Source organism: Bacteroides sp. An19, from assembly GCF_002160215.1.
Taxonomy (GTDB): domain Bacteria; phylum Bacteroidota; class Bacteroidia; order Bacteroidales; family Bacteroidaceae; genus Phocaeicola; species Phocaeicola intestinalis.
On sequence record NZ_NFKD01000046.1, the window covers coordinates 1 to 20,974 of the forward strand.

Consider the following 20,974-nt stretch of genomic DNA (forward strand, 5'->3'; position numbering starts at 1 on the left):
GCTAACTCCCGTCAAGGCACGGAAACTTTTGCTGTTGTCTTTATGGTCGTGGTAATTCATGTTGCAAAGGTACGCGTATGCGCGATATATAACAAATCTAAATTACATAAACTCTAATGTTTTATGGATATTCGCATTCGGGCATATTGCATATACCCGAATGTAGCAACTTATCCACACGGACATTTTCAAGGCGTATGCGATACGCCCTTACGAACAATTGGGCAAAATGCGGATATTCCTATTTTTATATTTGATTTAAGGGGCATGTGATACCGACCCTCGTAGGTGATAGTACGGCTTATGCCTTGATTATCCGCAGGAATTTTTCTACGTCCCGCCGTATCATCTGGTAAGTGGGCGACTCTTTATAGTTGGTGTTTTTATGTATGACTAATGCCACATCGACCTGGCTGCGCTGGTAGGCGGTCAGTTCGTTGCGCCGTTGGGTTTCATGCAGGGCGAGGTCGTTGATTTGTTGCTCGCGTTCGCGCCGCAGATAAGTGCATACCGGTGTCAGGAGGCGCATCACTACATTGTCGAGGATGTGATGTCCTTGGATAAACATGTAGGTGTTTTCGGGATATACTCCTAAGTGCTTAAACTCTTCCTTCATCGCTTCCACTTCGGGAATGCCTTCGGGATGGCGGTGCTCCAAGTCACGTAGTTTGCGGTTAACCTTTTTGGCCATAACTGCAAGGCTGTATTCGGGATGATGTATGCCTACTTGGTCTATTTTGACATACGAACAGAAATCCATCAGAGAGAACTCTGACAAATTGTGCCGGCGGTAGAACCATACCGACCATACGAAAAGCGGATAGGCTATCTGTGAGTAGAGTTTCAGGTATGCCGGAAAGTCTATCAGGACATGGTCGTTCAGTGTTGCCGTGACGCATACTTCGTGCAGCCCTTCGGCATAGCAATGGTAGTTTTCGATGGCGTAGGCATAGGTTTGCAGCACGTAGGGGTTTTCTATCATATAACGTGAGGTCTGGGTGCGTCCTTGCAGCAGGTAGTCGTAATCGCTGTCTACACAGGCTATCATATTTTCTCCTAATTGTTTTCCCAACTGGTTCATCAATACGCTTTTCTTTCCTTTTGCCAGCGAAGTTCGTGAAGGAAGCATCACTTCGAAATAACGGTTTTCGTTTTCGTACTCAGCCAATAGGGAGCGCCAAAAAGACACATCGTCATAGCTCTCTACATAAGCTACGATTTTTCTCCGCGCGTGTTTAGGCTTCAGGCTGTTGGCTGCGCCCAGATACATCGAGGACAAGTTGTCGGTCAGTCTTTTTCCCATGGTGTTTGTTTTTTAATGAGTGGTAATGTCGCTCACTTCGGTTACGGCATCTATCCAGCCGTTCATGATGACAGCTGGCGAGTGGGTGGTCAGGATGATTTGTGCGTTCGGGTTCAGTTGACGGATGAGGGTGATGAGGCGTTGTTGCCATTCTACATGCAGTGATATTTCAGGTTCGTCCATAAACAAGGCATAGGGCTGTTTGTCCTGTACTAATACGGTGAGTAGGATAACCAGCATCTGCTTTTCGCCTGATGAGAGCTGATAAGGGGTGAGCTCATCGCCGTCTTGTTCGAACAGGATTTCGTTGCTTTTGCGGTTGATTTTCTTGCCCGTGTCGCTGAACAGGTCATCTATCAGATCCTGGAACAGTGTTTTTGCTTTCGACATTTCAGGTGCCTGGGCTTGTTGGGCGGGGTCGCCACTGGTCAGCATTTCGATGATGCGGTTGCCGATGTTTACCTGATAGTCCAAGTAGCGGCGTTGTAATTGGTAGAGTTGCCAGTCGAGTTCGGTTTTTACGTTTTGGTTGCCTATTTTTTCAAGTAAGCCCGAGCTGATGAGTGGGCGGTCGAAGCTGCGGATGACATCGAAATTGATGTATGTGGCATCTTCGGGCGAGAAACTGAATGATACCCCTTCTTGAAATCCGTTAGTCAAGGCTCCTCCTTCCAGTGCGGTCAGACTTCGGACGGAGTTGTTCAGAATAGTACTCTTGCCGATGCCGTTCACACCGCTTAGGATATTGACATCGGGGCGCAGGTTCCATGAAATGTCTTTGCGTCCCCACATCCTTTTAATATCAATGCGTTTGATGTAATCTGCCTGCTTTTTCATAACTTCTATGTTTTTTGGTTGGCAGGTAAAAATACAGATAATAATGGAATTTATCAACAATTCAGCCTTTCTTTTTCAGAGAACTCGTACCTTTGTATCTTGAAATCATTTACGGATATGAAAGAACAATCTACGATACACTCTCCAATATTGTATCTGCAGCATCAATACGACTTGTTGCGGATGGAGTACGAATACGAGAAAGAACAGTTTCGCCAACAGACTGAATTGATGGGCGTAGGCAGGAAGGTGAAACGCGGGATGTGTTGGTATCCCGTCAGCATCGGACGAAATTATTACAATGCCTTGAATCAGTTGGTAGTGGAAGTGGAACGGAAGGAAGATAAGGAGATAGAACACTTGTTCGAGTATGGGCGTCCAGTGTGCTTTTTTACGCAGGACATGATGGGGAAACTTGCGTACCTCAACTTTGTGGCGACGGTGAGTTATGTTGACGAGGACCGAATGGTAGTGGCACTTCCTAATGCCGATGCTTGGGCTGCATTGCAGGGCAAAGATGTGCTGGGTGTACAGCTTTATTTTGATGAAACCAGTTACCGCCTGATGTTCGAAGCTTTGAAGCAAGTGATAGGTGCGAAGAACAACCGTTTGGCGGAGTTGCGCGACATCTTCCACGGTTCTGTTCCTGCTTCTGCTTTTACCTTCCAGCCTGTGCGCTTCCCGTGGCTGAATCGTACGCAGGAAGAAGCCGTCAATAAGGTGCTGCATGCCAAGGATGTTGCTATCGTGCACGGCCCTCCAGGGACGGGAAAGACCACTACGCTGGTTGAGGCAATTTACGAAACTCTGCACCGCGAAAATCAGGTGCTGGTGTGTGCACAGAGCAATATGGCGGTGGATTGGATTAGCGAAAAGCTGGTAGACCGGGGCGTGAACGTGTTGCGTATCGGAAATCCTAGTCGGGTGAACGACAAAATGCTTTCATTCACTTATGAACGCCGTTTTGAGTCACATCCTGACTATCCGCAACTGTGGGGTATCCGTCGTGCTATTCGCGATCTCTATGCCCGGATACGTAAGACAAGCAATCGTGAAGATGTCCGTACGAAAATTAATTCGTTGAAAGACCGTGCTACTGAACTGGAGGTGCGTATCAATACCGCTCTTTTTTCTGAGGCACGGGTGATAGCTTGTACGCTTGTAGGTAGTGCTAATCGTTTGCTGATGGGGCAGAAATTTGGTACTTTGTTCATCGATGAGGCAGCGCAGGCACTGGAGGCTGCCTGTTGGATAGCTATCCGTAAGGCAGACCGCGTCATTCTGGCAGGCGACCATTGTCAGCTTCCGCCTACAGTGAAATGTTTGGACGCTTTGCGTGGAGGTTTGGGTGACACGCTGATGCAATGTATCGTGCGTCAAAAACCTGAAACGGTTTCGCTCCTGAAAGTGCAGTACCGGATGAATGACGAGATTATGCGTTTCTCGTCCGAATGGTTCTACGGAGGCATGCTCCAGTCGGCTCCCGAAGTGAAATACCGCAGCATACTCGATTTCGACACCCCTATCGAATGGATAAACACAGAAGGAATGGATGCCGGCGAAGAGTTTGTAGGCGAAAGTTACGGGCGCATCAACAAAGCCGAAGCCGAACTCTCCATCGGCCAGCTGAAATCCTACATCACCCGCATCGGCAGGGAACGGTTCCTCGAAGAACGCATCGATGTCGGGTTGATTTCCCCTTACAAGGCACAAGTGCAATACCTCCGCCAGCTGCTCCGGCGCGACGCGTTCTTCAAGCCCTTCCGTTCCTCGATAACGGTCAATACGGTCGACGGTTTCCAGGGACAGGAGCGTGATGTAATCCTCATCAGCCTGGTGCGTGCCAACGAGGACGGCCAGATCGGGTTTCTCAACGATTTGCGCCGGATGAACGTAGCCATCACCCGTGCCCGCATGAAGCTCATCATCTTAGGCGATGCCTCCACCCTGACGCGCCACGCCTTCTACCGGAAGCTGTATGAGTATATCGAGGGGCTGCATGAAGCATGACAAGTGGTCATTCCACTTCAGTATGGTCTGCATCATTCTGCCTTTTCACCCGTTTTACCGTATGCTTGATTTTGCCTATCAGGAAATTGAGTTCAAGGCTTGATTCTGTTTCGGATGTTTCCAGGTCAGGCATGACTATGCTTGAAAGCATTTCTCCGATGTGTTGCATCTTGGATTGCTGCGACTTGCCATCCGTTTCACCGTGTAAGGCGTGCAATTCACGCTTGAGCTGGCGCACAGAGGCAAATGTCTCTATGATAGCAAGGGTGGCTTGCGTAGCTTGCGGACTTTTCAGGATAGTGGCAAGCATATACAATCCTTTCTCCGTGAACGCTTTGGGGAGAACACGGGTCTTGGGTGATAGATTTGCGGTCGAATTTTTCGACCGCAAATATTCCATCTCTTCATCCGATAATTGGAATACGTAACCTTGAGGAAATTTATCCGGATTATTTCTGACCGCTTCATTCACCCGTTTTGTTTCCACCCCATATAATTCGGCAACATCCACATCTAATATCACCTGACAATCTCTAATTAGGATGATTTTTTGCCGTACCTGTTCAAATAGATTGACTGTACGCTGAGGGATGCGTTCTGCCCTTTCGTTTAAATCGTTGTTTTTATCCATGATAAAGTTTATGTCATTTATTGAAGTTCTTTATAGACAATAACGCAAACCGTATCATAAGTACATCACAAAACACAAACGGAATAAATAAAAAAATCTGTGTCCATTAAAATAGGATAAACCTTACCGCAACACCGCCTGCCGCTTTTTCCGGAACTCATGCAAGCGTTTTAAGGCATGTTTCCGGCTCAACAGGATTTCCCTCCGGTAGAGGAAGAATGTAAGAAGGAAATAAATGCCTGCCTGCATCCATAATGCCCGGTATTCGGGCAAGACATCGTTCAGTGTGGCTCCCATCGTCTGTATGCGGATATATCCGTTGATACCGAAAGTAGAAGGGAATATCCACGACACCGCTTTCCAGAAATCCGGGATTGCCGCTCCAGGCCATGAAATGCCTGAGATGAACAGCAAAGGCAACGATGTGAACACGAATATCATCATGCAGTCTTCACGCCTTCGGATGAGACACGAACATGCCATGGCAAAGAAAATGCATGCCAGCAGGTAGGGAAGGACAAAGGCTGCCAATGTATCCGGCGAAGCAAGAAAGACCAGCTGGAACATCTTGGGCACCGCACAAAGGATATATGCCGCCACGGCAAGATAGACCAAAAGATAAGCCAAGGACTTCCCGAAAATAATGCGGATGGCACCCTGATAATGGCGTACCATGGGCACCAAATCCCGGAAACGGTTGTTCTCGCGCGCCGTACCCGCCGACAGACCTATCCCGAGCAATAAGGTCTGCTGGATAATCAGGATAAGCACGGCAGGGATAAGAAAACTGGCGAATCCGTCCTGCGGATTATAGAGCGATACCGCTTCGTAATCTATCGGGCGGACCGTAATCTCATCCTGCCGCCCGGTGGTATTGCCCGCACGCCGGATTTGGATATCCTTGTTCATCTCCAGCGAAGCCTCGGTATTGGCAAGCAAAAGCGCCTTATAATAAAGCATGCCGCTCATGTCGGCAAAGATGGAAACATGCGCCTGCTCTCCCGAAGCCAAGTCGCGGCTAAAATCTTCGGGAACATAAACCACGCCGTATATTTTTTGCTTTTTCAGCAAAAGCCGGGCTTCTTCCATATCGGAACAATAAGACACGATACGGACATCCGGACCTCCGTCTACCCGGCGGAGGTATTCGCGGCTCACGGAAGAACGGTCGGCATCGACCACAGCCACGGGCACTTCACGCACTACTTCATTGGTATAGATGAATGCATAGACCAGCGGATACGCCAAAGGCACAAGGAGGAAAAAAATCAGTACGCCCTGGTCTTTGACGGTCATCTTCAGCTCTTCCTTACAGATATGGAACAATCCGGCGATGCCCTGCTTTATAGTATGTCTGAACGAATATTTTTTCATAATCCATCGGTTTTAGGGGATATATACATAGTGCAACATTTCCGTGCGCAACTTCTTCAGCACAAAGAACGGAAGAAGCAGGAAAAGCAAAAGCGCCACTATGGGTTGCCATACGTAGACGAGCGGATAACCGTTTAAGGCAAGGTTTACATATATCAGGAAATAATGCCGTAAGGGGAATAAAACCGCCAGCCCTTGCAAGACGGGATGCATCGCCATGACCGGAAAGGTAAAGCCGGAGATGGAAAATGAAATGACTCCCCATAACGAAGCCGCACTCAAGGCAAGGCGGAGGGTGCCGAACATGCCAAAGAAGAAGATGCCGACCGCCTGCGAAGCCAGCACCAGCAACAATCCCGCAAGAAGCATCGGGAAAATGCCGCTATTGCAAGGATAATGCAAGAACCCGTACAGATAGACATTATAGAATACGGTCACGATAAAGAAGATAACCGTATGCGGCAAGAGTTTCCCCACCAATGCCGTGCTGATAGAATTGTCTGCCAGACGCATCAGGACGTGTGCCGTATTTTCCTTCAGCTCCATGCCTAACGCATACGAGGTGGTCAGGAAAATGAGCAACATCAGGATGCCCGGCAATAAGGTATTGCACAAATACACCGAATAATTCAGCCACGGATTGTTCAACGCATGGGTGTCAATAACGACGGGCTGGAGAAACGCCATTGCCTGCTCTTCGGTAGCCCCCTTGGCTAAAAGCGTGCTCTGCCCGATGGCACCCGAAGCAAGTTCCGACATCGTGCGCTGGTCGCGGTACAGCAACGACCCTGCGATGAGGTACGCGTAATTGATGTAAAACGACACGCGGGGCTGCCTTCCGGAGATAGCTTCCTCGGTGGTGCCTTCGGGTATGTAATAAAAAGCATAAATCTCGCCACGCTGGACCGCCTTGCGTGCTTCGTGGAAATTTGCATAACGAGCCGTGACATGCGTTTGCTGGAATGCATCCAAATTGCGGATGATGCTTCGCGTAGTCGCCGTATTGTCCATATCCACAACACCTGCGGGCATGTTTGTAGGCAAGCCGTTTGCCATCAGCGTGGTAAAGAACACGTAGCAGAATACCGGTGCTATTACCATGCAGAAGAGGTAAATCGGCCGGGTCGCGATGTGCCGCAGTTCGCGTACGGCTATACGGTACAGGCGTTTATGAATGGTTGTGTGCATAAGTTTTTGAGTTCTTAAGTTTTTAAGTTTTTGAGTTTTTGGGTTCTTAAGTTTGTTGGTTTGTAAGTTTTTTCTATTATCAACTCAAAAACTTAAGAACTCAAAAACTTAAAAACTCACTTTTTGACTATCGCCGACATGCCCGGCCGCAGGTTCTCCACCGGCTGTACGGGCTTGGCTTTAATTTCGAATGTCTTCAGGTCGAAACCGCCGGTGGTCTTGGTCGCCTTCCATGCGGCATAAGTGCCTAAGTCTTTCATATAGATCACTTTAAATGTGGCGTCTTTTTCCAATGCCGGGATAAACGCCGAAATCTCGCCCCCTACGTGGAAATCTTTCAGATAGTCTTCACGCACGTTAAACGTCACCCACATGTCATCCAGTTGGGCTACATTCATGATGGGTGCTCCGGTGCCGACCAGTTCGCCTACCTTAGGGAATATCTCCGTCACTTCTCCATCGGCAGATGCCGTGAGATACGTTTCGCTGACATATGAATTTACTTCAGCCACAGCACCTTCCGCTTGGCGCACCTTGGCGGCAGTCATCAACTTGTCTTCCCGTTGTGCTCCGTTTTTTGCCATTGTATATTGAGCTTTGGCAGCACGTTCGGTGGCCACCATTGCGTCATATTGTGCTTTGGTTTCATCGCGCTTTTGTGCCGACATCACTCCTTCTTCGTACAGGCGGTTTACCCGTTGGTATGATTTTTCGGCGATTTCCAGGCCTGCTTTGGCTTTTTGCCACATTTCGTAGGCGGCTTGCAATTGTTCGGCACGGGTGCCACGTTCGGCTTTTTCATTCAGCGCTTGGGCAGCCTGTTCCAAGGCTTCCGCTTGCGAGAGTTTCGCCATTACATCGGGCGCTTCGAGGATAGCAAGGGTATCACCGGCTTTCACTGCATCTCCCTCGTCTACGAAAATTTTCAGGATACGTCCGGGTACTTTGCTCGATACACGATATTCGTTGGCTTCGGCTTGTCCTTGTATGATTTCAGTACCTTTCCGGAAAGTGATGAAGCCGATAATGCTTACAATCAATACCACTGCTACGAGTGTAATGAATGCCAGCATGATGTTGTTGCGTTGCGTTCTTTCTGCCATATTGTTTGTCTTATTTTAGTGTTCCCATTGATTTGTTCAAATAGATTTCGCTCATTTTCAGGTCGATTTGTGCGTCAATCTTTCCCGATTGTGCCGAGAGCCAGGCGGTCTGTGCTTCCAGTACGTTGCTGGTGGGGATGACTCCTTCACGGAAACCCAAATTGGCGTAGCGCAGGTTCTCTTCTGCCTTTTCCATATTCTTTTCTGCCATAACCAGTTTCTTGGTGGCTTCGTTTACCTTGTATGAACTTTGAGTGACCTGTAATTCGATTTTTTCTTTTGCATCGTCCAGCCGGTAGCGGGCAATGTTGGCTTCAGCTTTGGCGGCACGTACTTTGTAAATACCTTCTCCCCAATGGAATACCGGTATACTGACCACTACACCTATGCCCCACATGCCGCGAAAGCGGTTCTCGAATCCATTTACTAATGAAGGGTTGGTAAACAGGTAGTTGGCGGTTAGTCCTATGGAGGGTAGAAATTCGGCTCGTGCCACGTTTACCTTTTGCCGGTAGATTTTCTCGGCAAGTTCCAGACTTTTCAATTCTTCGCGGTTGGCAAGTGCTGTACCCACGTTGCTTTCGGTATAGGTGGTTGGTAAGGCAAGGTCTTTCATATCCTCGTCCGCCAGACGGATATCGGTGTCGAGCGGAATTCCGCACAATTGGCAAAGTACCATTTTTGCCAGGGCAAGTCCGTCTTCTACTTGAGTCAGTGTCATTTCCGCTTCGTTCACTTTTACTCTGACGCTTAAAGCATCAGCAGTAGTGGCAACGCCTTGCTCTACCATTTTTGTTACATCCGAGTCGAGCCTTTGAACCAGTTTCACAAAACTTTCAGCGAGATGCTTTTTATTTGCCAGCGAGACTACTTGCCAGTAAGCCTGGTCAGTATTCAGGATGACGTCTTGCATTCCTGTGGCGTGTTGCGAGGCGGCAAGCTGTTCGGCATAGCGGGTGATTTTGTTGTATGCAATGATTTTTCCGCCCATGAAGAGGGGTTGGGTCAGGGTGGCAGCACCAGCATAGAGGTTACGTGTGTCTGTGCGGAACGCGTCTACGATGCTTCCACCTACGCCATTCAGTGCATCGGGTATCTGCCCCATTACGCCCGAAAGGGGGGTGAGCAAGGGGAGCAGTTCGGGATGTGTGGCTGCTATCTGTTGCATCTGTGCACCCAGTTGTTGGAGTTGAGGGGCAAGAGCTGTTCCCATGTTTCCGATGGCTTGCTGTTGTTCATTGCTGAGCAGGGAGATTTCCTTTTGCGTGCGCATATAAGTGCCCGTCACGTTTATTTTGGGCAGGAAATTGGTGAAAGCGGCTTTTTGTTGATAATGTGCCGCGTTTATTTTTTCCTGTGCGATGCGCAGCTCCTTGTTGTTTGCTAGGGCAAGGTTTCTGCAGCTGTCCAGTGTGAGTATGCGTTGGGCTTGTGCCACTGTGACAAGTGTGCCCAGCAGGATGATGGTCAGAATTTTTTTCATTGCCAATTTGTTTAGGTTTTCTGCTTACTTGTGCAAGCAGAACAAATGTACTGATAATAAAACAAACAGGCAAACGATTTGGTTTAAAAAAGCCTTAGCTTTTTTTGTTTGGTCTTGTAAAATGTTCTCATTTGGTCAGGAGGCTTATTCTCAAAACGAAGGTATATTCACCGGCCGTTGCATATATTTGCAATGACCGATGAATATATGATATGCAGGCAAAGGAAGTGCCTTTTATTTTGATTCTGCTCGGGCAGACAAATGGTGGACATTGTATTTTGTAATAGGGACAATTGGCTTATATGTAAAACCTGTGTCAAAGTCCCATCAGGGCAGCAAGTCCTTTGTCGACACCCGAAAAACCCATAAATGCCATTGCCAGCAGGCCGGCAGTAATCAGCGCAATAGACATTCCTTGCATTCCTTTCGGGATATTGACCAGACTAAGCTGTTCGCGGATGCCGGCAAAAACTATCAGGGCAAGGGCAAATCCCAAGGCTGTAGAGAAAGCATAGACCACGCCTGTCAGCAGGTCGAAATCTTTTTGGATGACCAGAATGGCTACACCCAGGATGCAACAGTTGGTGGTGATAAGCGGCAGAAACACGCCCAATGCCTGATAGAGTGCCGGTGACACTTTTTTCAAGATGATTTCGACCATCTGTACCAGCGCGGCGATGACAAGGATAAAAGCAATGGTTTGCAGATAAGCTAGTCCGAATGGGTCGAGTACGAATTTCTGGATGACGTAAGTGACGATGGTGGAAAGCGTGAGCACAAAGGCTACGGCAGCTCCCATACCCATTGCTGTTTCTACTTTCTTCGATACACCCAGGAAAGGACAAATTCCGAGGAATTGCGACAACACGATGTTGTTCACAAAGATAGCGGTGATAAATATAAGGATATATTCCATGGTTTGTTGTTTTTTATTTTAGAGTTTAAGAAGTTAATGCCGATGGTCGAGCTGCATCTGCGGAGTATGGGCTCTCTGAACTCTTTAATTATTCTTTTTTAATCTGTTTACAATCGCAATGAGATATCCCAAGGCGATGAAAGCACCCGGAGCCAGAACGAAGACCAGCATGCCATATTGTTCGGGCAGGATGGAAATGCCGAACAGTTTGCCTGTGCCTAAAAATTCACGCACACCGCCTAGTAAGGTAAGTGCAATGGTGAAGCCCAGGCCGATGCCCAGTCCATCGAAAAGAGAGGCTATCGGAGTATGCTTGCAGGCAAAAGCTTCGGCGCGTCCCAGCAGGATACAGTTGACTACGATAAGGGGGATGAACAGTCCCAGTGTGGCGTAGAGTGCGGGTACATAAGCCTGCATCAGCATTTGCAAGATGGTAACGAAGGAAGCAATAACCACGACAAAGATGGGAATGCGTACCATGTCGGGCACAAGGTTTTTGATGCCGGAGATAGCAAAGTTGGAACAGATGAGCACGAACATTGTGGCGAGTCCCATACCCATTCCATTGAGGGCGGATGAGGTTGTTCCCAGCGTAGGACACATGCCTAGCAGGAGCACGAACGTGGGGTTTTCCTTGACGATTCCGTTTATCAGTATCTTAAAATTATTCATAATGTTCTCCTTTCTTGTTAATGTTGTTGGGAAGCTCCACTGGTGGCATCTACTTGGCCGTTCATATAGGCAGACCAGGCATTGTTTACTGCCTGCAGGAAGGCACGTGAAGTGATGGTGGAAGCGGTAATGGCATCTATTTCGCCTCCATCCTTGCTTACTGTGAGGGATTGGGTGCCGGGGTTTTTACCGGTAATGTCTCCTTTGGCTCCTTTCTTAAACCAGTCGGAGGCTTTCGAACCTAGTCCCGGAGTTTCTGCATGGCTGAGCAGGGAATAGTCGATGATGTTGCCTTCGGTATCGAAACCTACCAGTACGGTGAGGGTACCGCCGAATCCATTTGCCGAAGCTTCTACGGCTGCTCCGATGGGCTTGCCCCCTTGCGTGGCAGGATATATCTTGTAGGTGGTGCCTTCTACTTCTACTGTTTCCGCTTCTTCGGCAGGATTGTTGTCAAATCCCGGTATCACCACGGCTATGGCATCGCTCAGAGCTTTGGCATTGGCCTGGGCAATAGGCTCGGCAGTAGCTGCATTGACCCAGCCCAGCAATCCACCGGCTACAATAGAAAATCCAGTCAGCGACAGGATCATATTTTTCAATGACGATTCCAGTTTTTTCATTTTTTTGCTACCTCCCCATAGCGTTTGGGTTTACAATAAGTGTTGATTAACGGAGTGAATGCATTCATAATCAGGATGGCGAATGACATGCCTTCGGGATATGCTCCGAAGGTGCGGATGACTACCGTAAGGAAACCGATGCACACGCCGTAGACGAGCATTCCTTTATGGCTCATCGGCGAGGTTACGTAATCGGTTGCCATAAAAATGGCTCCCAACATCAATCCTCCGGTGAGCAGATGTTGTACGGGCGAGGCATAGACGGGATTCGCCAGGTGCATCAGTCCCGAAAAAACGAATACGGTAGCAAGGATGGATATCGGTATGTGCCACGAGATGATTTTTTTCCACAACATATAAGCCAGTCCGAGAAGCAGGGCAAGGGCACAGATTTCTCCCAGACATCCGGCTCCTGCCTGACAATTTTCAGGAAAACCTATTAACAGGAGCAGGCTGCTGGGCAGGTCGTTCAATACGGAAGGGTCGCCCGACTTGATGGCTTGCTTCATCAGGGCAAGCGGAGTTGCTCCGGTTTCGGCATCAAGGTAAGCTCCCCATTGTCCGGCTTGAGGCCACGAGGTCATTTGTACGGGGAAAGAGATGAGCAGGAATACACGGCCGATGAGTGCCGGATTGAACGGATTGCACCCTAGTCCGCCAAAAGTCATCTTGCCGATACCGATAGCCACGAGGGCACCGATGATGACAATCCATACAGGCAGGTTGGAAGGTAGATTGAATGCCAGTAAGATGCCGGTGATGGCGGCGGAACCATCCCAAAGGGTGTTTCCATCGCGCTTCAGGATGTATTTTGTGATGGCCCATTCGAAGAAGAGGCAGGCTGCTACCGAAGTGAGCGTGACAATGATAGCCCCTAGTCCGAACACGAAGAACGATACGAGCAAGGCGGGGATGAGCGCTATCAGCACGCCATACATATTGCGTTGGATGCTGTCGCCGCTATGCACGTGAGGCGATAAAGATACGATGAGTTTATTTTCCATTTATATTTTACAATTTATCATTTTCAACTTATAATTCACTTTTTGGTGTTGCGTGCGCGGATGATGGCGCCGACTTTGCCTTTTCCCAACCGGATATTATCGAGTATCGGGCGGTGTGAGGGACAGGTGAACTGGCACGATCCGCATTCGATGCACGACATAATCTGTTCGTGTTCCACGCGGTCCCAATCGCCATGTGCCGAACAGGTGGCAAGCAGGTAAGGTTCCAGTCCCATTGGGCATACACTTACACATTTGGCGCAACGGATACAAGGTTGAGGAGTTGCACGGCGTGCTTCATGTTCGTTCATCAGCAGTACGCCCGAACTTCCTTTGCATATAGGTATGTCGGTGCTCATCAGTGCTTTTCCCATCATCGGACCTCCTCCGATTACCTTGCCGGTATCTTCGGGCATACCTCCGGCTGCTTCTATCAACTGGCTCATCGGAGTGCCCAGTCGGGTAAGAAAATTGGAAGGAGTCTTGAGCGACTTACCTGTGACGGTTACAATGCGTTCGAAGAGGGGCTTATGTTTTTGTACTGCTTCGTAGATGGCAAATACCGTGCCTACGTTTTGTACGATGGCACCTACATGGATGGGCAATGCAGGAGGAGCTGGCACTTGCCGGCGGATAACAGCGTCAATCAATTGCTTTTCGCCTCCTTGGGGATATTTTACTTGCAGAGGAACCACTTCGATACCTGCATAAGCCTTGGCTTTTTCGGAAAGCAGGCGGATGGCATCTGGCTTGTTGTTTTCGATGGCGATGTAAGCACGATTAACCTTGGCGGCCTTCATCAGGATGCAGATGCCTACCAATATTTCATCGGGCTTTTCCAGCATCAGCCGGTGGTCGGCGGTCAGATAAGGTTCACATTCCACGCCGTTGATAATGACGCACGTTGCCTTGCATCCTGCCGGAGGGCTGAGCTTGACGTGTGTGGGAAAACAGGCACCGCCCATGCCTACGATGCCGGCTTCTTTAATACGTGACACGATTTCCTCGGGGCTGAGGTCGCATGTTTTTAGGAGAGTGGTGCTGCGGTCGATGTCCGGCTCCCATTCATCACCTTCCACATCGATATAGATGGCGGGCTTACGATAGCCGCTGGCATCAATGACGCTATCTATCTTGTTCACCTTGCCAGATACGGACGAGAAGATGGGGGCTGAGACAAATCCTCCTGCTTCTGCTATCCGGGTGCCCACCTTTACCGTATCGCCTTTTTTTACGAGGGGGGTAGCAGGTGCGCCGATGTGTTGTGACAAAGGGAACACCGCCTGTCGGGGGAGGGCAAGGGGTTCGATGGCTTTGCCCGCCGACAATTTATTAGCTGCTGGATGTACTCCACCAATTCTGAATGTCTTCACTTTATCTGTTGTTTTTAAGGTTTTACTTCGGGTTGTTCTATTTCGGCTGAAACGGTTTCCCGTTGCTTACGGGGAGGGAAGTTGACCGCCACGATGGCTCCTTGCGGACATTCCATTTCGCACTTGCGGCACGCCTTGCATTTGGCAGGGTCGATGTAGGCAAGGTTGTTTTCGAGTGTAATAGCTTCGAACGGACAAGTTTTCACGCATTTGCCACATCCGATACAGGCGGCATCGCACACCTTACGGGCAAGGGCACCTTTGTCTTTGTTGACGCATTGCACATACACACGGCGGTTGTTCTTTCCACGTGGGCGGATTTCGATGATGTTTCGTGGGCAGGCTTTCGCACAGGCTCCACACGCGGTACATTTTGTCTCGTCCACTTCGGGCAGTCCAGTCTGAGGATTGATGCGGATGGCCCCGAACTGGCAGGCATTGGCGCAATCACCATAACCCAGGCATCCGAAGAAACATCCCGTTTCTCCACCTCCGGTGGCATTTGCCACTACGCACGAGCGCACACCGTCGTATTGCGTGAGCCGGGGACGATTGTCGCATGTGCCGTTGCATCTTACTACAGCCACTTTAGGCTCGGAGGCTTCTGCCTTCAGCCCCAAGATGGCAGCTACCTTCTCCATCGTGGGTTGTCCACCTACGGGACAGAGTTTCCCTTCGAGCGAGCCTGCCTTGACACATGCTGCGGCAAAGCCCGAACATCCCGGAAATCCGCATCCACCGCAATTTGCCTGTGGAAGCACTTCGGCTACCTGGGCAATTCGTGGATCTTCGTACACGGCAAATTTCTTCGAAGCCACATACAAGACGATGGCAGATACCAGTCCGATGGCTCCCAATGAAACGACCGCAATTAAAATCATATTCATACGTATAAAGTTAGTTTATTTGATTAGACTACATTTTCCAGCCGGAAGATAAACGAACGGTTCAGTCGCTTACGGCATATATATATAATAAGGTAATAAGGAACCAGTGCACCTAGTGCGGCAAGGGCGGAAACCAACTCATTGTGCGTAAGGTGAAGGACGGAAGCAAGTGCCAAGAGTAAAACCAAAAAAGGAAAGACAAAAGCCAGCAGGACGGCTTTCATGCCCATCACGGTGGTGCCCGAAATCAATACCTTTTGTCCGACAGCACACACCACTCCTTGTGGGTTACACACATCGATTATCTTTTCTTTTGATTCAGGCACGTGGCAATGTTGCTTGACGCTACATGCCGCGCAAGCTGATGTTTGTTCGATTCTCACCTTCAGGCGAGTTCCGTTGATGCTTTCCACAATACCTAGATGTTTAATGTTACTTGGCATATTTGTAATCTGTACTTTGCAATACGAGGCAAAAATACTATAAATTTTCAGTCGCTGGTAACGTTAACGGTGAATTTATCTGCTAAAAAAAGCAAAATCCAACGGATATGTGTCTTTCTCCCTCTGATTGCATCAGAATGCATGGACGATTAGGGGATGACCTCGGTGGATAAGTAGTGCCGGCGTATCTGTATCTCTCCGCCATATGCTGCATCGTTTGTAAGATTATTAATCTTACAGCGTGAAGATTAATAATCTTTCGGCTTGAAGATTAATAATCTTACAAGCAATGCAGTCATGTGGACTGTTTATTGACAGTATGTCTGTGGCAATAGAAGCCGATGGAATGTTGAGCTATAAAAAGCCTTATTCTTTTATATTGTAATTAAAACAATTTGTTTTGCTTATGATATGTTTGATAGGCAAGGATTATTCGAACAGATTGAAAGTGTGGCGGCGGGCACTTGATATTTCTTGAAACAAAAACGGCCTGTAGGTGTACACGATGAATGTAGTATCTGTATCTTTGCGAGCAAAGAGATAGATACAAACGACTAAACAGTAGTAAAAAGAAAGCAAACACCAATGAAAGAGGAAACTTTTATCAGAATGGAGAGCAGCGCAGCTACAGACGTACAACAAACGGGATTATACGATGCTGCATACGAGCACGATGCTTGCGGTGTGGGAATGATTGTAGACATTCATGGCAACAAGTCGCACGAACTGGTGGACTCGGCACTGAAAGTGCTGGAGAATATGAAACACCGCGGGGCGGAAGGTGCCGACAACAAGACCGGAGACGGTGCCGGCATCATGGTACAGATTCCTCATGAGTTTATCTTGTTGCAAGGCATACCGGTGCCTGAAAAAGGAAAGTACGGCACAGGGTTGGTCTTCCTGCCCAAGGACGAGCAGGAACAGGCACGCATCCTGAGCATCATGATAGAGGAAATAGAGCGTGAAGGGCTTACCCTGATGCACTTGCGGAGCGTACCGGTCAACTCTTCCATCCTGGGGCAAAGCGCACAGGAGACGGAGCCGGCTATCAAGCAAGTGTTCATCACCGGTGCCACGGACGTGGAAAACCTGGAACGTACCTTGTATATCATACGCAAGAAAATCGAGAAGCGGATACAACACAAAGACTTCTACATAGTGTCATTGTCCAGCAAGAACATTATTTATAAAGGTATGCTCTCGTCGGTGCAAGTACGCGAGTATTTCCAGGACCTGACACAACCTTACTTCACCAGCGGGCTTGCCATCGTGCATTCCCGCTTCAGCACCAACACCTTCCCCACGTGGAGCCTTGCCCAGCCTTTCCGCCTCTTGGCGCATAACGGTGAAATCAATACCATCCGGGGAAACCGTGCATGGATGGAAGCCCGGGAAAGTGTGCTTTCTACGCCTACTCTGGGCAATGTAAAGGATATCCGTCCCATCATCCAGCCGGGCATGAGCGATAGCGCCTCGCTGGACAATGTATTGGAGTTTTTCGTGATGTCGGGCTTGAGCCTGCCTCATGCCATGGCGATGCTGGTGCCCGAATCGTTCAACGACAAGAATCCTATCAGCGAAGACCTGAAGGCATTCTACGAATACCATTCCATCCTGATGGAACCGTGGGACGGACCTGCCGCCCTGCTTTTCAGCGACGGAAGGTATGCCGGAGGTATGTTGGACCGTAACGGCTTGCGTCCGGCACGCTACCTCATTACGAAAAATGACATGATGGTGGTGGCAAGCGAGGCTGGTGTCATCAGCTTTGAGCCGGAGACCATCAAGGAAAAAGGACGCCTCCAGCCGGGAAAGATATTGCTTATCGATACCCAGGAAGGCAAAATCTATTACGACGGGGAGTTGAAAGAACAGCTTGCATCGGCACGCCCGTACCGCCAATGGCTTTCTGCCAACCGCATCGAGCTGAACACCCTGAAGAGCGGGCGGAAGGTGGAAAATACCGTGCCCGACTTCGAGCGTAAGCTCCGTGCCTTCGGTTTCACGCGCGAGGACATCGAACGCACGCTGACACCGATGTGCACCAACGGTGCCGAACCTACGGCATCCATGGGAAACGATACCCCGCTGGCGGTGCTGAGCGACATGCCTCAGTTGCTATTCAACTATTTCCGCCAGCAGTTCGCACAAGTGACCAACCCTGCTATCGACCCGATACGCGAGGAACTGGTGATGTCGCTCACCGAATACATCGGGGCGGTGGGCACCAACATCCTCTTGCCCAGCGAAAGCCATTGCAAGATGGTGCGCCTTCCGCATCCCATCCTTACCAATACCGAACTGGACATTCTCTGCAACATCCGCTATAAGGGCTTCAATACCGTGAAGCTTCCTGCGCTCTTCGAAGTCAGCAAAGGGAAGGCAGGATTGCAGGAAGCCCTGACCCAGTTGTGCAAGAAAGCCGAACAATCGGTAGATGATGGCGTAAACTATATCATCCTGTCGGATAGAGGCATCGATACGGAACACGCCGCCATCCCGTCCCTGCTTGCCGTAAGTGCCGTGCACCATCACCTTATCAGCGTGCAGAAACGTGTACAGACCGCGCTGATTGTAGAAAGCGGAGAGGTGCGCGAGGTGATGCATGCCGCCCTGCTTCTGGGATACGGGGCAAGTGCCTTCAATCCGTACATGGCATTTGCGGTATTGGACGAACTGGTGAAACGCAACGAAATCCAAATGAACTATGAAACCGCGGAAAAGAACTACATCAAGGCTATCTGCAAGGGATTGTATAAGGTGATGAGCAAGATGGGCATCAGTACCATCCGTTCGTACCGCGGCGCCAAGATATTCGAAGCCGTCGGGCTGAGTGAAGAATTGCTGAAGGCTTATTTCGGCACCGGAACGTCTTCGGTGGGAGGCATCCGGCTGGAAGAGATAGCCAAAGACTATATCACGTTCCACGACAACGGGTTCATGCCGGATGAAGTAGAGCCTTTATTGCCGCATATCGGACAGTTCTCTTACCGGAAAGACGGAGAGAAACATGCCTGGAACCCTGAAACCATCAGTGCCCTTCAGCTCGCCACACGCACGGGAAGCTATGCCAAGTTCAAGGAATACACCCGCAAGGCGGACGAGAAAGAGCATCCCATTTTCTTGCGCGACTTCTTCTCCTTCAAGCGCAACCCCATTCCGGTAGAAGAAGTGGAGCCGGTAGAGGATATAGTAAAACATTTCGTGACGGGAGCCATGTCGTTCGGCGCCATCAGCAAGGAAGCCCACGAGGCAATGACGCTTGCGATGAACAAGCTGGGCACACGGAGCAATACGGGCGAGGGAGGCGAGGATTCGGACCGCTTTCACGATACGTTCGACGGCATCTCGCTCTGTAGCAAGACCAAGCAGGTGGCATCGGGGCGTTTCGGAGTGACCGCCGAATACCTGGTGAATGCCGAAGAGATACAAATCAAGGTGGCGCAGGGAGCCAAGCCCGGTGAAGGCGGACAGCTTCCGGGCTTCAAGGTGAACGAGGTCATCGCCCGTACGCGCCATTCCATTCCGGGCATCTCATTGATTTCACCTCCGCCCCATCACGATATCTACTCCATCGAGGATTTGGCTCAGCTCATCTTTGACTTGAAGAACGTGAATCCGAAAGCCCAAATCAGCGTGAAACTGGTGGCAGAGAGCGGTATCGGAACCATAGCCGCCGGCGTAGCGAAGGCGAAAGCCGACCTGATTGTGATTTCGGGAGCCGAAGGAGGCACAGGGGCTTCGCCCGCCTCATCAATGCGCTATGCGGGCATCCCGCCCGAAATAGGGTTGAGCGAGACTCAGCAGACACTGGTGCTGAACGGCTTGCGCGGACAGGTACGCCTGCAGACCGACGGACAACTGAAGACCGGACGGGATGTTATCAGCATGGCATTGCTGGGAGCCGAAGAGTTCGGTTTCGGTACGGCGGCACTGATTGTCTTGGGATGTGTGATGATGCGTAAGTGCCATGCCAACACGTGCCCGGTGGGCGTAGCTACCCAGAATCCGGAGTTACGCGACCATTTCCGCGGGAAATACGAATATGTAGTCAATTTCTTCCGCTTCCTGGCACAGGAGGTGCGCGAGTATCTTGCCGAAATGGGCTTTAAGCACCTCGATGACATTGTAGGACGTACCGACCTCATCGAAATCAAGCCCCGTCAAATGGGAAGCAAGGCAGCCCTACTCGACTTCGGCCGCATCCTGCATCAGGTGAACAACGGGTCGGCACTGCACAATGTCACTACACAAAAGCACGATATAGATAATGTGAAAGACGTAGCGATGCTTGCCGCTGCCCGTGAGGCGTTGGAGAGCAAGAAAGAAGTATCGCTGGAATATGCCATTGCCAATACCGACCGTGCAGTAGGCACGATGCTCTCGGGAGCCGTAGCGTTGAAGTATGGTGAGGCAGGCTTGCCCGACCAGACCATCAACGTGAAGTTCAAAGGCTCGGCAGGACAGAGTTTCGGCGCTTTCCTGACCCACGGCATCAGCTTCAAGCTGGAAGGGGAAGCCAACGATTATTTGGGCAAGGGCTTGAGCGGAGGCCACATTTCAGTACAGCCTCCTGTACGGAGCAATTTCGATGCCGAGAAGAATACCATCGTGGGCAATACCCTGCTCTACGGTGCTACAAGCGGCGAAGTGTATATTAACGGACGTGCCGGAGAGCGGTTTGCGGTGCGCAATTCGGGTGCCATAGCCGTAGTAGAAGGCGTAGGCGACCATTGTTGCGAATACATGACCGGCGGTCGGGTGGTCGTATTGGGAGAAACCGGACGTAACTTTGCCGCCGGTATGAGCGGAGGCGTGGCTTACGTGTGGGACAAGAACCATAACTTCGACTATTTCTGCAACATGGAAATGGTGGAACTCTCCTTGCTGGAAGACTCCACCGCCCGTAAGGAACTGCACGAACTGGTACGCCAGCATTACCTCTACACGGGGTCGCAATTGGCACGCACCATGCTCGACAACTGGAGCCGTTACGTAGACGAGTTCATTCAGGTGACGCCGATTGAATACAAGAAGGTGCTTGCCGAAGAGCAGATGCGCAAACTCCAGCAAAAGATTGCCGAAGTGCAAAGAGACTACTAAATATAAATTAAGAATGAAGAATTA

At 49.8% G+C, this 20,974-nt stretch carries 16 protein-coding genes; 2 read left to right on the top strand and 14 right to left on the bottom strand.

The features are described 5' to 3' along the window. Nucleotides 1-301 precede the first annotated feature (301 nt). The gene (locus B5F25_RS14865; protein ID WP_022041078.1) at nucleotides 302-1,303 is read right to left on the bottom strand and encodes a DUF4435 domain-containing protein; all 1,002 of its coding nucleotides are present in this window, start codon (nucleotides 1,301-1,303) and stop codon (nucleotides 302-304) included. 12 nt (nucleotides 1,304-1,315) lie between these two features. Then, a complete protein-coding gene (locus B5F25_RS14870; RefSeq protein ID WP_022041077.1) occupies nucleotides 1,316-2,140 on the bottom strand; it encodes an ATP-binding protein in 825 nt (274 codons plus the stop codon). A 117-nt stretch (nucleotides 2,141-2,257) separates the two neighbouring features. On the opposite strand from B5F25_RS14870, the gene B5F25_RS14875 reads away from it, so the two are divergent. Next, a complete protein-coding gene (locus B5F25_RS14875; RefSeq protein WP_087250447.1) occupies nucleotides 2,258-4,150 on the top strand; it encodes an AAA domain-containing protein in 1,893 nt (630 codons plus the stop codon). 7 nt (nucleotides 4,151-4,157) lie between these two features. Here the strand turns inward: B5F25_RS14875 and B5F25_RS14880 are convergent, their stop codons facing one another. The 12 genes from B5F25_RS14880 to B5F25_RS14935 all read right to left on the bottom strand — a co-directional run bounded on the left by B5F25_RS14880 (nucleotide 4,158) and on the right by B5F25_RS14935 (nucleotide 15,847). Next, nucleotides 4,158-4,781 carry an ORF6N domain-containing protein gene (locus tag B5F25_RS14880; RefSeq protein ID WP_087250449.1) on the bottom strand — a complete coding sequence of 208 codons (624 nt, stop codon included), beginning with the start codon at nucleotides 4,779-4,781 and terminating at the stop codon, nucleotides 4,158-4,160. 123 nt (nucleotides 4,782-4,904) lie between these two features. Continuing rightward, nucleotides 4,905-6,155: an ABC transporter permease gene (locus B5F25_RS14885; protein WP_087250451.1), complete on the bottom strand. Its 1,251-nt coding sequence runs from the start codon at nucleotides 6,153-6,155 to the stop codon at nucleotides 4,905-4,907. Nucleotides 6,156-6,167: 12 nt separating this feature from the next. After that, nucleotides 6,168-7,343: an ABC transporter permease gene (locus tag B5F25_RS14890; RefSeq protein ID WP_087207738.1), complete on the bottom strand. Its 1,176-nt coding sequence runs from the start codon at nucleotides 7,341-7,343 to the stop codon at nucleotides 6,168-6,170. A gap of 116 nt (nucleotides 7,344-7,459) precedes the next feature. Beyond that, nucleotides 7,460-8,446, bottom strand: coding sequence for an efflux RND transporter periplasmic adaptor subunit (locus tag B5F25_RS14895; RefSeq protein WP_087250454.1), 987 nt, complete (start codon nucleotides 8,444-8,446; stop codon nucleotides 7,460-7,462). 10 nt (nucleotides 8,447-8,456) lie between these two features. Beyond that, nucleotides 8,457-9,929: a TolC family protein gene (locus tag B5F25_RS14900; protein WP_087250456.1), complete on the bottom strand. Its 1,473-nt coding sequence runs from the start codon at nucleotides 9,927-9,929 to the stop codon at nucleotides 8,457-8,459. A gap of 316 nt (nucleotides 9,930-10,245) precedes the next feature. Beyond that, nucleotides 10,246-10,845, bottom strand: coding sequence for an electron transport complex subunit RsxA (gene rsxA / locus B5F25_RS14905; protein ID WP_022041070.1), 600 nt, complete (start codon nucleotides 10,843-10,845; stop codon nucleotides 10,246-10,248). Between the two features lie 84 nt (nucleotides 10,846-10,929). Continuing rightward, entirely contained in the window at nucleotides 10,930-11,517 is a 588-nt protein-coding gene (locus B5F25_RS14910) for an electron transport complex subunit E (RefSeq protein ID WP_022041069.1), read from the bottom strand. 17 nt (nucleotides 11,518-11,534) lie between these two features. Continuing rightward, nucleotides 11,535-12,140 carry an RnfABCDGE type electron transport complex subunit G gene (locus B5F25_RS14915; protein WP_022041068.1) on the bottom strand — a complete coding sequence of 202 codons (606 nt, stop codon included), beginning with the start codon at nucleotides 12,138-12,140 and terminating at the stop codon, nucleotides 11,535-11,537. Then, a complete protein-coding gene (locus B5F25_RS14920) occupies nucleotides 12,137-13,144 on the bottom strand; it encodes an RnfABCDGE type electron transport complex subunit D (RefSeq protein ID WP_022041067.1) in 1,008 nt (335 codons plus the stop codon). The genes B5F25_RS14915 and B5F25_RS14920 overlap by 4 nt, the downstream gene beginning before the upstream one ends. 35 nt (nucleotides 13,145-13,179) lie before the next feature. Continuing rightward, nucleotides 13,180-14,517: an electron transport complex subunit RsxC gene (gene rsxC / locus B5F25_RS14925; protein WP_022041066.1), complete on the bottom strand. Its 1,338-nt coding sequence runs from the start codon at nucleotides 14,515-14,517 to the stop codon at nucleotides 13,180-13,182. Nucleotides 14,518-14,531: 14 nt separating this feature from the next. Continuing rightward, on the bottom strand, nucleotides 14,532-15,404 hold the full coding sequence (locus tag B5F25_RS14930; RefSeq protein WP_022041065.1) for a Fe-S cluster domain-containing protein: 873 nt from the start codon (nucleotides 15,402-15,404) through the stop codon (nucleotides 14,532-14,534). A gap of 23 nt (nucleotides 15,405-15,427) precedes the next feature. Beyond that, on the bottom strand, nucleotides 15,428-15,847 hold the full coding sequence (locus tag B5F25_RS14935; protein WP_087250458.1) for a SoxR reducing system RseC family protein: 420 nt from the start codon (nucleotides 15,845-15,847) through the stop codon (nucleotides 15,428-15,430). 585 nt (nucleotides 15,848-16,432) lie between these two features. On the opposite strand from B5F25_RS14935, the gene gltB reads away from it, so the two are divergent. Further along, the gene (gene gltB / locus B5F25_RS14940; protein ID WP_022041063.1) at nucleotides 16,433-20,950 is read left to right on the top strand and encodes a glutamate synthase large subunit; all 4,518 of its coding nucleotides are present in this window, start codon (nucleotides 16,433-16,435) and stop codon (nucleotides 20,948-20,950) included. Nucleotides 20,951-20,974 lie beyond the last annotated feature (24 nt).

Coding starts and splice junctions, on each gene's coding strand:
- B5F25_RS14920 (WP_022041067.1), bottom strand. CDS start 13,144: ATGGAAAATAAACTCATCGTATCTTTATCGCCTCACGTGCATAGCGGC.
- B5F25_RS14895 (WP_087250454.1), bottom strand. CDS start 8,446: ATGGCAGAAAGAACGCAACGCAACAACATCATGCTGGCATTCATTACA.
- B5F25_RS14915 (WP_022041068.1), bottom strand. CDS start 12,140: ATGAAAAAACTGGAATCGTCATTGAAAAATATGATCCTGTCGCTGACT.
- B5F25_RS14900 (WP_087250456.1), bottom strand. CDS start 9,929: ATGAAAAAAATTCTGACCATCATCCTGCTGGGCACACTTGTCACAGTG.
- gltB (WP_022041063.1), top strand. CDS start 16,433: ATGAAAGAGGAAACTTTTATCAGAATGGAGAGCAGCGCAGCTACAGAC.
- B5F25_RS14880 (WP_087250449.1), bottom strand. CDS start 4,781: ATGGATAAAAACAACGATTTAAACGAAAGGGCAGAACGCATCCCTCAG.
- B5F25_RS14885 (WP_087250451.1), bottom strand. CDS start 6,155: ATGAAAAAATATTCGTTCAGACATACTATAAAGCAGGGCATCGCCGGA.
- B5F25_RS14910 (WP_022041069.1), bottom strand. CDS start 11,517: ATGAATAATTTTAAGATACTGATAAACGGAATCGTCAAGGAAAACCCC.
- rsxA (WP_022041070.1), bottom strand. CDS start 10,845: ATGGAATATATCCTTATATTTATCACCGCTATCTTTGTGAACAACATC.
- B5F25_RS14890 (WP_087207738.1), bottom strand. CDS start 7,343: ATGCACACAACCATTCATAAACGCCTGTACCGTATAGCCGTACGCGAA.
- B5F25_RS14870 (WP_022041077.1), bottom strand. CDS start 2,140: ATGAAAAAGCAGGCAGATTACATCAAACGCATTGATATTAAAAGGATG.
- B5F25_RS14935 (WP_087250458.1), bottom strand. CDS start 15,847: ATGCCAAGTAACATTAAACATCTAGGTATTGTGGAAAGCATCAACGGA.
- B5F25_RS14875 (WP_087250447.1), top strand. CDS start 2,258: ATGAAAGAACAATCTACGATACACTCTCCAATATTGTATCTGCAGCAT.
- B5F25_RS14865 (WP_022041078.1), bottom strand. CDS start 1,303: ATGGGAAAAAGACTGACCGACAACTTGTCCTCGATGTATCTGGGCGCA.
- B5F25_RS14930 (WP_022041065.1), bottom strand. CDS start 15,404: ATGAATATGATTTTAATTGCGGTCGTTTCATTGGGAGCCATCGGACTG.